Raw genomic sequence first — 11,728 nt, forward strand, 5'->3', positions numbered from 1 at the left:
GACCACCCCCGGCCGGTTCCCGAGCCACCCCGAACCGCCTCTCCCACAAGCCGGACAGAATAAGGTGCCGATGCCCTACGGATCACGGCTCGCCGCGGAGATGACACGGCGACTCGGACGCGAATGCCTCTACACCCCCTCGGCGCGCCTGGCCCTCTACCTGGCCCTGCGGCGCTGGTGCAGGCCGGGCGCACGCGTACTGATGTCACCGGTCAACGACGACGTGATCCTCTTCGTGGTCCTCGCGGCGGGCCTGCGCCCGGTGCAGGCCCCCGTGTCCGTCCGGGACGGCAACATCGACCCCGCAGCCGTACCGGAGTCGACCTGGCGGAACGTGGACGCCGTACTGACCACCAACCTGTACGGCATACCGGACCGCGTCGTCGAACTGCGCCGCCGCTGCGACGAGTTGGGCATCCCCCTGTTCGAGGACGCGGCCCACGCCATCGGGACACGCGTCGCGGGCAGGCCGATCGGCACCTTCGGCGAGGCGGCGGCGTTCAGCCTGTCCAAACACGTGGCGGGCATGGCCGGCGGATTCCTCGCGGTCGACGGCGCCCGCACCCGCCGGGAGTTGGAGGAACTGCGCGACGAACTCCTGGTGCCGCGCCGCCTCCACGAGGACCTGGCCACCACGCTGCGGCCCCTGGCGCGTTCGGGCGTACGCGCCCTGCACCTGGTCCGCCCCGTGTGGCGGACAATGCAGCGCCTGGGAGTACTGGAGCGCGGCGACGCGTTCCGCATGGACCTGCACCCGCGACGCCTCGCGGACCGCGCGTTCCGAGCGCCGAGCCTGACCGCGTACGAGCCATGGGTGCGGCTGGACCTCCACGGTTACCGATCGCGCCACGGGGCTCTTGTCCGTGGCCAGTTGAAGCTGAGAATGGACCGGCTAGACGGGAACCTCGCCCGGCGCGCCGCCGGAGTCTCCCTGCTGTCGAGCACCGCCTGGGCGGGCCCCGCGCTGCGCGAGCGTACGGGCCACGAAGGCCCGCTGCCCCTCTTCAGGGCCCCGCTCCTGGTCGAGAACCGCGACGCCCTCCTGGACCGCCTCGTGGACCACGGCGTGGTGTGCGGATACGTGTACGACCCGCCGCTCGACGACTACGCGGGCGCGGAGTTCGTCGAGCCGTCCCCCGACCCGCGGGCCGCCCGCTGGTTCGCCGCGCACACGCTCCCGGCCGACCCGCTCATCGCCCGCGTGATCATCAACGCCCTGCGGGAAGAACGCGCGAGGCCCGCGAACCCTCCGACGGCCGACACCGCCGCTGCTACCGTCGCGCCATGTCCAAGAGTGAGATAGACGCGCTGACCGCCGAGTTCTTCGGCGCTTTCGACAACCGGGGCGGCAAGACCGCCGATGTCGCCCGCATCCGCCGCCTGATGGTCCCGGGCGGCGTGATCGCCAGCACGGGCGAGAAGCTGACGGTCTACACCGTGGAGGAGTTCATCGAGCCCCGCGAGCGGCTCCTTTCGGAGGGCCGGCTCGTCGAGTTCTCCGAGTGGGAGACCTCCGAGCACACCTCGATCGCCGGTGACGTCGCCTCCCGTTTCGGCGAGTACCGCAAGTCGGGCATCTTGGACGGCGAACCCTTCGAGGGAGCGGGCACGAAGAGCATCCAGTTCGTCCGCGCCGATGACGGCTGGCGGATCGTCTCGTTCGCCTGGTACGACCACCCCTGACGGGCGCGGCCGGGCGGACCGCGGCGGCCGCGTACTTAGGCCGCGTCAGCGCAGGCGGCGGAGCTTGTGGCGCTGGACCGTCAGGCGTACGTCCGCCTCCAGGGCGCGAGGCGCCGCCGCCGCTCTCGCCTCGGCGATCGCCTGCCGTGCCAGGTCGTGCAGCACGGCCTCCGGGCGGCTTTCGGGGGACAGGACGAGCGTGATGCGCGCCCGTAGTCGCCGGGGGCGGCCCAGGAGGGTCACGTGCGCGCGGGTCACCCCGTCGACGGCCCCGGCCCGTTCCGCCATCGCCGCGGCCAGCGCCGCACCCGACAGGGTCACGTCCGGCTGCCCGAGCGGCAGTTCACGCAGGCGCCCCGCGCGCAGCTGCGCCCCGCCCCAGCACAGGAGGAGCAGTACGCCGACACAGAGCGCGGTGATCACAAGGGGGGTCCACCAGCCCTCGTCCCGCCACCGCCCCAGGGCCTCCCCGTCGAGCCACGTTCGGTCGGCGGGGAGCCGGGGCCAGTTCGAGGGCAGCCGGTCGCGGACGGGCCCGGTCACGGAGGCCAGCGCGGCCCCCGAGGCCAGCAGCACCGCCGCCGCCCCCAGCAGGGCCACGCGGTTGGTGCCGTTACGGAGTCGGCTCATCGGCGCTCCTCGGCATCGAACCGGCAGCAACAGGCGTCGACTTGGCCGCCGAAGGGGCGGGAGCACGCCATGCGGGCTCGGTCCGCACCCGCACCTTCAGCCGCAGGGGCCTCGCGAGACCGCAGGCGGCCAAGGTCTCCCGCGCGGTGTCGGCCACCGCCCGGCGCGCGGTCGCCGGCGAGCCGAACCCCAGCCCGGCGCGCACCCGCGCCCGACGGCGCCCGACACGGACCCGCACCCGGGTGACGCCGGGCACCTCCGCCACGGCATCCCGCAGCAGGGACGCCACGGAACTCCGGTCGATCACCGCGTGGATGCCCGCGTCCGGCCCCGCCACGGGGAGAAGGCGCCGCCGCCCCGGCGTGACGGCCACCACCAGCAGCACCACACCGAGGAGGAACACGGCCGCCGCGATCGCTGCGCCCGGCCAGGCGCCGCTGTCCGGGCCGTGCGTGGCCAGCCACTCCATCAGCCGGGTCCGCCACCGCGCGGGGGAGCGTCCGGCCGCGTGCACGGAGACCACGTCGTACAGGAACAGGCCGCAGAGCGCGGCGCCGACGAACGCCAACACCGCTACAGGCAACCGGCGCTGGGACCACGGCCGCCGCGCCCGGCCACCACCCGGCACCTCCTGCGAAGCCTCCTTCGGCGCAAGCGTGCCCGTGCCCTCGGCCCGCTCCCGCACCCGCAGCTCGCGAACCCGGACCCGGGCCGAGGGCACGGCGAGACCGGTGAGCCCGGCCGTGCGGTCGGCGACGTGCGACCGCACCCGTTCGCCCGCCTCGTCGAGAACGGCGGGGTAGGGGAGCGTCACGGCGACACCCACCCGGGCCCGGCGACCGCGTACGGCGGCCGAGCCCCGGTGGACCCGGACCTCACCGGGGGCCAGCGCCTCCGTGGCCGCGCGTTCGGCGATCCGGCGCACCGCGCGCTCGGCCACGGTCGTGGACCCGCGGTCCGCCGGGGGCGTGCTCACAGCGGCCCCCGGTCACGGCCGCCGCGCGCGCCACGGCCACCGGCGGAGTCACGACCGCCGAGGAAGTCCCGTATGTCCGTGCCGTCGTCCACGAGGCGCCCGACGACGAAGCCGACCGCACCCAGCGCGGCGACCAGAAGGAAGGCACCGAAACCGCCGAACCACCCGGCGAACCCCAGGGCCATCCCGGCGATCATGCCAACCAGAGCTGTGCTCACCACTCACCTCACCCCACTCGCACCACTGACACCACGGAAACGTCCTGGTCGTGCCCGGTGGCCGCGCCACCCCTGAGCGGGAAGCGCTACTCCACCCGCGTCTCGCCGGCCGAGTCCGCCGTGTCGTCGTCGGGCAGCCGTACGTCGTTGACCGCGACATTCACCTCGACGACCTCCAGGCCCGTGATGCGCTCCACGGCCGCGATGACGTTCTCGCGCACGTCATGGGCGACGTCCGTGATCGGCACGCCGTACTCGACGACGATGTCCAGGTCGATCGCGGTCTGCCGCTCGCCGACCTCGACCTTCACGCCGCGTCCGACGTTGGGACGCCCGCCCGGGACACGGTCGCGGACCGCGCCGATGGTGCGCGAGAGGCCGCCTCCCATGTCGAAGACGCCGGGGATCTCCCGTGCCGCCATTCCGGCGATCTTCACGACCACGACGTCGGCGATGGAGGTCTTCCCACGGGTGGCGGCCGGCTCGCCGGGGCCGGTGCCGCCCGTCACGGTGGTGGTACCCGGGCTCTTGCTGATCGTGCCGGTGGAGCCGGTGGAGCCGGTGTCGATGCCACCGGACGTGGTCGCGTTCGAGTGGATGTCCTGATTCGCCATGCCGGCGTCTCCTCGGATCGAATGTCGTGTGGAGCCCTGTGGCCCTTCGGCCCGTACATGCGCTACCGGACCGGGTGCCCGGCTCCTCGCTTGTCTGACACGGCGGCCGGGGATTTCGTTACGCGCCTCGGATGAACTGCTCCTTCCGGGAGGTAACGTGCCCTCGCCGCGTAACGCGGGCGGCTTTCCGTGTGTCGTACGAGCACGACCTGGATGAGAGGAGCCGCGTGTGCCCGGGGAGCGGCGCCCGGCGGACGAGTCCGCGGGGCGCGACGACGGATTGCTGGCGGTGCGCGCCGGGGAAGGCGACGAGGAGGCCTTCGAGGAGCTGGTGCGACGCCACGCCCCGGGACTGCTGCGGCTGGCGACGCGGCTGCTGGGAAGCCGGACGGAGGCCGAGGACGCCGTGCAGGACTCCTTCGTGAGCGCGTGGCGCAAGCTGCCGGAGTTCCGCAGGGACGCGCGGTTCGGCACCTGGATACACCGGATCGTCACCAACCGGTGCCTGAACGTGCTGCGCGCACGCAGACCCGCGGTGGATCTCGAGGGCGTGCCCGAGCCCCAGGCGCCGGAGCACGAGGCCTCGCCCGCCCGGGTGGCCGAGGGGCACGCGGCGGTGGCGGACCTGACCAGGGCGATGGCGGGACTGTCACCGGAACAACGGGTGTGCTGGGTACTGCGCGAACTCAACGGCCTGTCCTACGAATCCATCGCCGAGTCGGTCGGGATCAGTCCGGAGGCGGTGCGCGGCCGCGTCTTCCGGGCGCGGCGCTATCTCACGGAGGCGATGGCCGCATGGCGGTGAACAAGGAGACCGGACCGGGCAACCAGGAGACCGGACCCGGCGAGGAGCGCGCGGCGGCCACCGGCGGCAACCCTGCGGACAGCCTCGCGGAGCGCGAACCGCTGCCCTGCGGACGGGAGTTGTGGAGTGTATGGGAGCGCTGGGAGAGCGGCGAGGCCGACCCCCACGCCGCCGCGTGCCCGCACTGCACCGAGGCGCTGAACACCCTGCGCCATCTGGAGGACGTCGTCTCCGCCGCCCGCGCGACGGAACCCCGGGAGCAGGAGACCGACGCCTCCGCGCTCGTCGGCCGCGTCATGGACGTGGTGCGACTCGAACTGCGGCCCGGCCGGACGCTGCCGCTGGGCGAGGAGGAAGAGGACGCGTGGATCGTGGAGGCGGCCGCCGCCAGAACGGTCCGCGCGGCGGCGGAGACCCTGCCCGGGGTGCGGGCGGGCAGCTGCCGCATCGAGGTCCGCTCCCAGAACACCGACACCGGCACCGAGACGGACACCGGCACCGCTGCCCCGGCCGGACGCCTGCGACGGGGGCCCGTCGGTATCCGCCTCGAAGTGGAGGCGCCCCTCACCTGGCACCTCCAGGAGTTGGCGGAGCAGGTACGCCACCGCGTCCTGGAGGCGGTCGACGCCGAACTGGGCATGCGGGTCACGGCCGTTGACGTGACGATCACCGATATCACCGATGCCACCGAGATGACCGACACCACTGGCGACGACGTGGAGGGGCGGCGACCGTGACGGAACAACTCGCTTCCGGTGATCTGACCGACGCGGTCGCAAGGGCGGTGCTCGGCACGCCCGGGGTCGCCTTCCTGCGGCCCGGCGTCGCCCAACTCCTGCGCGCCTCAAGGGCCTTGGCGCGCGTACGCCCGACGGGTGACCGCCTCGGAAGGCCGCCCCGCTCCTCGGGCGTACGGGTGACACGGGGTGAGGGCGCCGAGCGGTGGCACGTCGAGGTGTACGTCGTCCTGCACCGCGGCCACCGCGCCGTGGACGTCACCCGCGAGGTGCGCGCGGCGGTCGCCGACGCCGTGCGGACGGTGGCGGGCGTGCGGGATCCCCGGGTGTCCGTGACGGTCACCGGACTGGTGTGAGGCGGGGAGCTGGGGTGTTGCCGTTCGGTGACATGGGAGACGGAGCTGTGACGTGCGGGAGGGCAACGGACGCGGGGTGCCGCGGGTCGTACGGGGCGTGGGATCCAAGGGCGGACCGTTCCGCCCGCGGCAGAGCGACCGACCGAAACATGTGGGGGAGACAATGAGGATGAGTGTGCGCGTCAACAAGGCAATGTTCGCCGCGGCCGCAGTACTGGCCGCGTCCGGGGTCGCCGCGGGAACGGTGCCGGCCTCCGCGGCCGCCACCCCCCGCTTCCTGACCCCTTCCGAGCTGCCGCCCCACGCGTCGTCGGACTGGTACGCCGGTCCTGTGACGCCGGGCCAGCCGGACCCGCTGCCGATGTGTGTCGGCGAGGCGCTGCCGTCGACGTCCGTGCACCGCGCGTACCGCACCGACCTGGACACGGGCGCGCTGCAGGTGACGGTGGTCGAGCGCGACGAGCGGCGGGCCAAGGAGTTCGCGGCGCTGCTGCGCAAGAAGCTCGACGGGTGCGCGGAGGCGGTGATGAAGCAGTACCCCGACATCACCGCGGAGCAGAAGTACTACGGCAAGGTGAACGCCGAGGAGGGCGCCCACGTCTACGGCGTGCACACCGCCGCCTCGTGGGGGGCCTCCGACATCAACATGTTCTCGGTGGGCCGCGACGGCAGGACGGTGACGCTCGTGCAGTGGGGCCAGATGGGCGACTTCGGCGACGCCCAGGCCGCCGACTTCAAGGCCACGACGGCCAAGGCGGTGAATAAGCTGTACTGAGCCGAAAGGACTTCGTGCCTTCCCACGGGAGTCGTTGGTCCCGAATGGCGCCGAGGCGCCAGGGGCACCCGATCTTTACTCCGGTCGCCGGACTCGTCTGGCGGCTCCCCGCCGTGTGGTCATGCTGAAGGCGGGTACCGGAGTGACCGATCGACTTCGAGAGTGAACGGCAGGTAACACCGTGGGCGTCATCGCCTGGATTCTGGTCGGCTTGATCGCGGGAGCGATCGCGAAGGCACTGACGCCGGGGAAGGACCCGGGCGGGATCATCGTCACGATGCTGCTCGGCATCGTGGGCGGACTGCTCGGCGGCTGGCTCGGCAAACTGATCTTCGGGGTGGAGTCGATCAACGGCTTCTTCCACCTGTCGACGTGGATCGCCGCCGTCATCGGATCGGTGGTCGTCCTGTTCCTCTACCGAATGGTGTCCGGCCGCACCGCCCGCTGAGGCCGAAGGACAGAGCGCCGAGATACAGCGCCGAAGGACACAGCACAGCACCAGGAAAGGCAACGTCATGGCTGACAACACCCTGAACGGCCGCCGCATACTTACGGTCGTGACCAACTACGGAGTCGAACAGGACGAGCTGATGGTGCCGGTGCAGCACCTGCGCTCCCGCGGCGCGCACGTCGACGTGGCCGCCGTCTCGGCGGAGGAGATCCGCACCCTTGTCGGTGACAAGGACCCCGGCAAGACCGTCCAGCCCGACCTCACCCTGGCCGAGGCGGACACCTCCTCCTACGACCTGCTGCTGGTGCCCGGCGGCACGGTGAACGCCGACACCCTGCGCCTGGAGGAGAGCGCCGTCGCGGCGGTCCGCTCCTTCGCGGAGTCCGGCCGCAAGGTGGCCGCGATCTGCCACGGACCGTGGCTGCTCGTGGAGGCGGGCGTGCTGGAGGGCAAGACCCTCACGTCGTACGCCTCCGTCGCCACCGACATCCGCAACGCCAAGGGCACCTGGGTCGACAAGCCCGTCATGCACTGCGGTGCGAACGGCTGGGAGCTCATCACCTCCCGCACCCCGGACGACCTCGACGACTTCCTCGGCGAGATCGACAAGGTCCTCGAAGCGGCGGCCTGAGCGGACACCCCGCGCGCGAGAGCGCGCACCAAATACCAGCGGCCGGGAGACACCTCCCGGCCGCTGGTGTGTCAGGACCGCCTGCGCCGCATCCGGTACACGGTGTACCCGCCCGCGATGAGCACGAGGGCGCCGCCCGCCCCCACGTAGACGGCCTCGGCGGTCCGGGACCCGCCGGTCCCCGCGCGCACGCCCCGGTCGGGGGCCGTGGTCGGGGTGGCCGCCGCTCCGGCCACGGTGATCGCGTACGTGGACGTGGCGCCGCCCGGGCAGGCGACGTTCACGGTGTGGCTGCCGGGCCGGGCGTCGGGGCGGATGGTGCCGGTGCCCGTGTAGATGCCCGCCGAGCCGGTGGAGAGCGGGACGCTCTGGGTGAAGGCGCCCGAAGTGGCGGTGGCCGACGCGGCGGTGCATCCGCCGCTGACGGAGACGACCACCGACTGACCCGGCTTGCCGGGGCTCGGTGTGATCGATAGCGAGGGCTGGGTGCCTGCCTGTGTCTGTGGCGCCGTCGGAGCCTGGGTCTCGGCCGACGCCTGCGGCGCCATCATGGCGAACGCCGCGACGGTGAGAGCGGCTGCGGTGACGGTGGGACGGACGCGCATGGGGCAGACCTCGTTCCTTCGCGCGGCCGGGAGCATGCCGTCCCTGAGGACTCCGCGCTGCCCCTCATGCAAGGCGCAACCGACGCACTCGGCGCGCCGGACACGGCCACGCGGAGTAGCCGCGTCCCCGTGGCGCCGTACCCCCGACTAGCGTGCCGCCCAGACGAGCACCCCGCCGAGGACGAACAGCAGGCCGATGGCGATGTTGGTTCGCCGGTAGGCGACGAGGACGGCGACGAACTCGCGGAGCGTGGCGTTGGGCCAGAAGTACGCGGCCGTGGGCGCGCCCACCACCTGGCCCCTGACCCCGGCCTGCCGGGCGGTGAGCGCGGCTCGGAAGGCGTGGTAGTTGTTCGTGACGACGACACAGCGGTAGCCGGGCTTGGCCGTCTCCATGATGGCCTTGCTGAACCGCAGGTTCTCCTCGGTCGACGTCGAGCGGTCCTCGCGCTCGATCAGGTCGGCGGGGAAGCCGCGCTCGATGAGGTAGTCGGCCATGGCATGGGATTCCGGCAGCTCCTCGTCGGGCCCCTGCCCGCCGGAGGTGATGAGTACGGGGGAGGCGCCGCGCCGGGTGAGCCGCGAGTGCACCTCACGCGCCCGGTCGAGCCGACCGGCAAGCAGCGGCGGCACCTTGGAGCCGCCGATGAGCCCAGAGCCGAGGACGACCACGAAGTCCGCCTTGCGGCGCACCTGCAACCGCCCGTAGAGGAACGCGTAACACACGAAGCTCAGGAAGAGGAAGGACACGTAGGAGGAGAGACCGAGAGCGGCCGCGCCGATCCCGACGAGCAGCGGGGTGCGCACCACTGCGGCCGTGACCAGCAGGGCGATGACCCCGAGGATGCTCAGCGCGGCCATCAGCGAGAGCAGATTGGCCGGGCTCCTGCCCTCCTTGCGCACCATGCGCAGGCCGTTGACGAAGAGCAAGTACGTCAGGACGAGGATCCCCAACGCGCATACGGCGAGCAGGGAGTAGGCCGTGAACAGGGCGGACGTCGACCCCGACCTGATCAGGCGGAACATCCAGGCGACCAGTGCGCAGAGAACGGCGAGCCCCAGGAGGACGGCGTTGCCGAATCTTCGGCGTTCACGCAGCGCGCGCCAGGAGAAGACGAGGAAAAGCAGGGCCGCCGGGGCGTAGACCAACATCCGCACAGCGTATGGGGGGCGCTGAACCACGGGCGACGCGCCCCTTGCCCTCGGATTCCGGCAGCCCTCGGATTCCGGCAGCCGTCGGATCCCCGGCGGCCCTGCCCTTCGGCGTCAGTGGCGAGTGGAGTGCGCGGAACGCTGGGACGGCACCCCGAAGGGGCGGTGGGGCCGGGGGTGCCCGGCCAGCGCGTCGGCCCTGCGGTCCTGCGGGCGGGGCAGGAGCAGTTCGTGGAGCAGCTCGTACCCGGCGAGCATGGCGCGGCGCATGGCCTCGGTGTCCGTCTCGCCCGCGGCCGCGCGCTGCGCCGCCTCGTGCAGCACCCTGCTGCCGTGCGCATGGCGCGGGCAGTGCAGGGAGAGGGCGTCGGCCTGGCGCTCACGCGACTCGGCGGGGAAACCGCGCTCGGCGGCCAGCCGGTTCAGGAGGGCGTTGGCCTGGGCGACCGTCTGCCCCGGCGCGTCGATGAACCGCGCCTGGAGCAGGGCCCATTCGGAGTGATACCGCTCGCGGGCCGCCGTGGTCAGGCCCTTGACGCGGAGGCTGCCGAAGCGCCGGAGACGTTCGCTGAGCTCCCGCTCGGCGGCCTCCGCGTCCCCCTGGTGCCGTGCCACCACGCGGTCGAACTCGGGGCCGAAGCGGCGCCGCAGGTCGTCGGTGGTCGTCTGGTTCAGCGGGCGGGCGAGCAGCAGCGCGGTCACGATCGCCACCGCAGCGCCCAGGATGGCCAGCATGCTTACGGACATGTGCCTGCCTTCCGCAGAGGATCCCTCACGCGAGGCTGTCGCTACTGCGAGTTACCAACCAGGGGGGTGAATAAACGCATTGGGTGACATTAGCCGGGGTGATTCACCTTTCCAGACGCGAGTGCCCGGTCAGACGCCCGCCGGGCCCCGCCGGGTGAAGCGGTGCCACCAGTGCCGCCGCCGGGGATGCACGGCCCGCCCGAGCCGGCGCCCCAGCAGCAGGTAGCCGAGGAGGGCGCCCGTCGTATTGAGGATCACGTCGTCGATGTCGAAGGTCCGCCCCGTCACGAAGGCGCCCTGGGCCAGCTCGACGAGCACCATGGTCACCGCCGTGACCACCGCGACCCGCACCAGGCCGCGAGCGCGCGGAAAGAGCACCGGGAGCAGCAGCCCGAACGGCACTCCCAGAAGGATGTTCCCGCCGATCTGCTTGACGGTGTCGCGGAAGGCGGGCTGGGCGAGATAGTCGCGAATGGAGGCACCGGGCTTGAAATTGCTGTGCGTCAGAGCCTCGGAGGCCGCCGATGGCTCCAGGGTCAGACGGGCGAGCACCACACCGAAGGCCACCATCGCGGCGAAGGCGACGAGCATGGTGAACGCCCGTGCCAGCGGCGGCAGCGGCGCTCTGCGCTCGTTCACCACCTCACCTTTCTCCCCTTCTGTTCCGCTTTCGTCGTGCCACACCTTGTATCGGTCTGTTCGTGCCATCACTACCTCCATGCGGGGCCGCTGGGCGCGCGCCGTGGCGCCGGTGTCCAACGCCGACGGGTTCCCCAGCCACGCGTCCCAAGCGCGGGCGGCCGGCCCCATCGGTGCGCAAGGCGCCTCCTCGCCCTCGAAAAGTGGTGCGACAATCTGCTCTGGAAGATGGCGGTGGAGGGGCCCGGGGCCGATGGCGGCGTGCCCGGCGCCCGGTGGGGAGGGACCGACGGTGGTGGAGTGGCGGTACGTCGCCAAGGGCGCGAGAGCGGTTCCCGAGCCCATGGCCACACCCTTCGTCTGGACGGCGGCCTCCTGGGGCGCCTTCGTACTGGTGAGCACGCTCGATCTGCTCGGCGCCCTCGACCGCACCGGCCTCGCCCTCGCCGCGCTTTCGCTGCTGGCCGCGGTCCTCGGCATGCTGGGCCGGTTCGCGGCGGCGCCGGGGACGGCGCTGCTGTGCTGGGCGTTGCTCAACGTCTTCGCCGCCCACCCCACCGGCGAGATCTCCTGGGCCGGACACCGGGACCCCGGCTGGATGGCCTGCTTGCTGGCGGCGGCCCTCATCGGCACGGCGACCGCCCGTGTGCTCTCCGCGCGCGCCGCCTACCGACGTATCACGCCGTACGACGGGGCAGCCTGACACCCC

At 72.5% G+C, this 11,728-nt stretch carries 17 protein-coding genes; 9 read left to right on the forward strand and 8 right to left on the reverse strand.

The features are described 5' to 3' along the window. The first annotated feature begins 70 nt into the window (after nucleotides 1-70). Entirely contained in the window at nucleotides 71-1,303 is a 1,233-nt protein-coding gene (locus GKQ77_RS18170) for a DegT/DnrJ/EryC1/StrS family aminotransferase (RefSeq protein WP_219689859.1), read from the forward strand. After that, nucleotides 1,285-1,683, forward strand: coding sequence for a nuclear transport factor 2 family protein (locus tag GKQ77_RS18175; RefSeq protein ID WP_219689860.1), 399 nt, complete (start codon nucleotides 1,285-1,287; stop codon nucleotides 1,681-1,683). Before GKQ77_RS18170 ends, GKQ77_RS18175 begins: the two co-directional genes overlap by 19 nt. A 45-nt stretch (nucleotides 1,684-1,728) precedes the next feature. Here the strand turns inward: GKQ77_RS18175 and GKQ77_RS18180 are convergent, their stop codons facing one another. The 4 genes from GKQ77_RS18180 to GKQ77_RS18195 all read right to left on the reverse strand — a co-directional run bounded on the left by GKQ77_RS18180 (nucleotide 1,729) and on the right by GKQ77_RS18195 (nucleotide 4,121). Then, nucleotides 1,729-2,313, reverse strand: a complete 585-nt coding sequence (locus GKQ77_RS18180) for an alkaline shock response membrane anchor protein AmaP (protein ID WP_219689863.1) — start codon at nucleotides 2,311-2,313, stop codon at nucleotides 1,729-1,731. Further along, nucleotides 2,297-3,289 carry a DUF6286 domain-containing Asp23/Gls24 family envelope stress response protein gene (locus GKQ77_RS33930; RefSeq protein ID WP_219689865.1) on the reverse strand — a complete coding sequence of 331 codons (993 nt, stop codon included), beginning with the start codon at nucleotides 3,287-3,289 and terminating at the stop codon, nucleotides 2,297-2,299. The genes GKQ77_RS18180 and GKQ77_RS33930 overlap by 17 nt, the downstream gene beginning before the upstream one ends. Continuing rightward, nucleotides 3,286-3,507, reverse strand: coding sequence for a hypothetical protein (locus GKQ77_RS18190; RefSeq protein ID WP_219689866.1), 222 nt, complete (start codon nucleotides 3,505-3,507; stop codon nucleotides 3,286-3,288). Before GKQ77_RS18190 ends, GKQ77_RS33930 begins: the two co-directional genes overlap by 4 nt. An 86-nt stretch (nucleotides 3,508-3,593) precedes the next feature. Continuing rightward, on the reverse strand, nucleotides 3,594-4,121 hold the full coding sequence (locus GKQ77_RS18195; RefSeq protein WP_219689867.1) for an Asp23/Gls24 family envelope stress response protein: 528 nt from the start codon (nucleotides 4,119-4,121) through the stop codon (nucleotides 3,594-3,596). 229 nt (nucleotides 4,122-4,350) lie between these two features. On the opposite strand from GKQ77_RS18195, the gene GKQ77_RS18200 reads away from it, so the two are divergent. The 6 genes from GKQ77_RS18200 (at nucleotide 4,351) to GKQ77_RS18225 (ending at nucleotide 7,876) form a co-directional block, all read left to right on the forward strand. Beyond that, on the forward strand, nucleotides 4,351-4,926 hold the full coding sequence (locus GKQ77_RS18200; protein WP_308117702.1) for an RNA polymerase sigma factor: 576 nt from the start codon (nucleotides 4,351-4,353) through the stop codon (nucleotides 4,924-4,926). Next, nucleotides 4,917-5,663 (forward strand): Asp23/Gls24 family envelope stress response protein, encoded by a 747-nt coding sequence (locus GKQ77_RS18205; RefSeq protein WP_258021507.1) that lies wholly within the window; start codon nucleotides 4,917-4,919, stop codon nucleotides 5,661-5,663. Before GKQ77_RS18200 ends, GKQ77_RS18205 begins: the two co-directional genes overlap by 10 nt. Next, nucleotides 5,660-6,019 (forward strand): Asp23/Gls24 family envelope stress response protein, encoded by a 360-nt coding sequence (locus GKQ77_RS18210; RefSeq protein WP_219689868.1) that lies wholly within the window; start codon nucleotides 5,660-5,662, stop codon nucleotides 6,017-6,019. Before GKQ77_RS18205 ends, GKQ77_RS18210 begins: the two co-directional genes overlap by 4 nt. Nucleotides 6,020-6,188: 169 nt before the next feature. Next, nucleotides 6,189-6,794 carry a hypothetical protein gene (locus GKQ77_RS18215; RefSeq protein WP_258021508.1) on the forward strand — a complete coding sequence of 202 codons (606 nt, stop codon included), beginning with the start codon at nucleotides 6,189-6,191 and terminating at the stop codon, nucleotides 6,792-6,794. 181 nt (nucleotides 6,795-6,975) lie between these two features. Continuing rightward, nucleotides 6,976-7,242 carry a GlsB/YeaQ/YmgE family stress response membrane protein gene (locus tag GKQ77_RS18220; protein WP_219689869.1) on the forward strand — a complete coding sequence of 89 codons (267 nt, stop codon included), beginning with the start codon at nucleotides 6,976-6,978 and terminating at the stop codon, nucleotides 7,240-7,242. Between the two features lie 67 nt (nucleotides 7,243-7,309). Beyond that, complete coding sequence (locus GKQ77_RS18225) at nucleotides 7,310-7,876, forward strand: type 1 glutamine amidotransferase domain-containing protein (protein ID WP_219689870.1); 567 nt, start codon at nucleotides 7,310-7,312, stop codon at nucleotides 7,874-7,876. A gap of 71 nt (nucleotides 7,877-7,947) precedes the next feature. On the opposite strand, the gene GKQ77_RS18230 is transcribed toward GKQ77_RS18225, so the two are convergent. From GKQ77_RS18230 to GKQ77_RS18245, 4 genes are all read right to left on the reverse strand, one after another. Continuing rightward, nucleotides 7,948-8,481, reverse strand: coding sequence for a hypothetical protein (locus GKQ77_RS18230; RefSeq protein WP_219689871.1), 534 nt, complete (start codon nucleotides 8,479-8,481; stop codon nucleotides 7,948-7,950). Between the two features lie 147 nt (nucleotides 8,482-8,628). Beyond that, complete coding sequence (locus GKQ77_RS18235) at nucleotides 8,629-9,633, reverse strand: ElyC/SanA/YdcF family protein (protein ID WP_219689872.1); 1,005 nt, start codon at nucleotides 9,631-9,633, stop codon at nucleotides 8,629-8,631. Between the two features lie 114 nt (nucleotides 9,634-9,747). Next, nucleotides 9,748-10,380 (reverse strand): hypothetical protein, encoded by a 633-nt coding sequence (locus GKQ77_RS18240; protein ID WP_219689874.1) that lies wholly within the window; start codon nucleotides 10,378-10,380, stop codon nucleotides 9,748-9,750. A 129-nt stretch (nucleotides 10,381-10,509) separates the two neighbouring features. After that, nucleotides 10,510-11,088: a VanZ family protein gene (locus GKQ77_RS18245; RefSeq protein WP_372459915.1), complete on the reverse strand. Its 579-nt coding sequence runs from the start codon at nucleotides 11,086-11,088 to the stop codon at nucleotides 10,510-10,512. 223 nt (nucleotides 11,089-11,311) lie between these two features. On the opposite strand from GKQ77_RS18245, the gene GKQ77_RS18250 reads away from it, so the two are divergent. Then, a complete protein-coding gene (locus GKQ77_RS18250; protein WP_219689876.1) occupies nucleotides 11,312-11,722 on the forward strand; it encodes a hypothetical protein in 411 nt (136 codons plus the stop codon). Nucleotides 11,723-11,728 lie beyond the last annotated feature (6 nt).

The organism is Streptomyces anatolicus, from assembly GCF_019400875.1.
GTDB classification, from domain to species: Bacteria; Actinomycetota; Actinomycetes; order Streptomycetales; family Streptomycetaceae; genus Streptomyces; species Streptomyces anatolicus.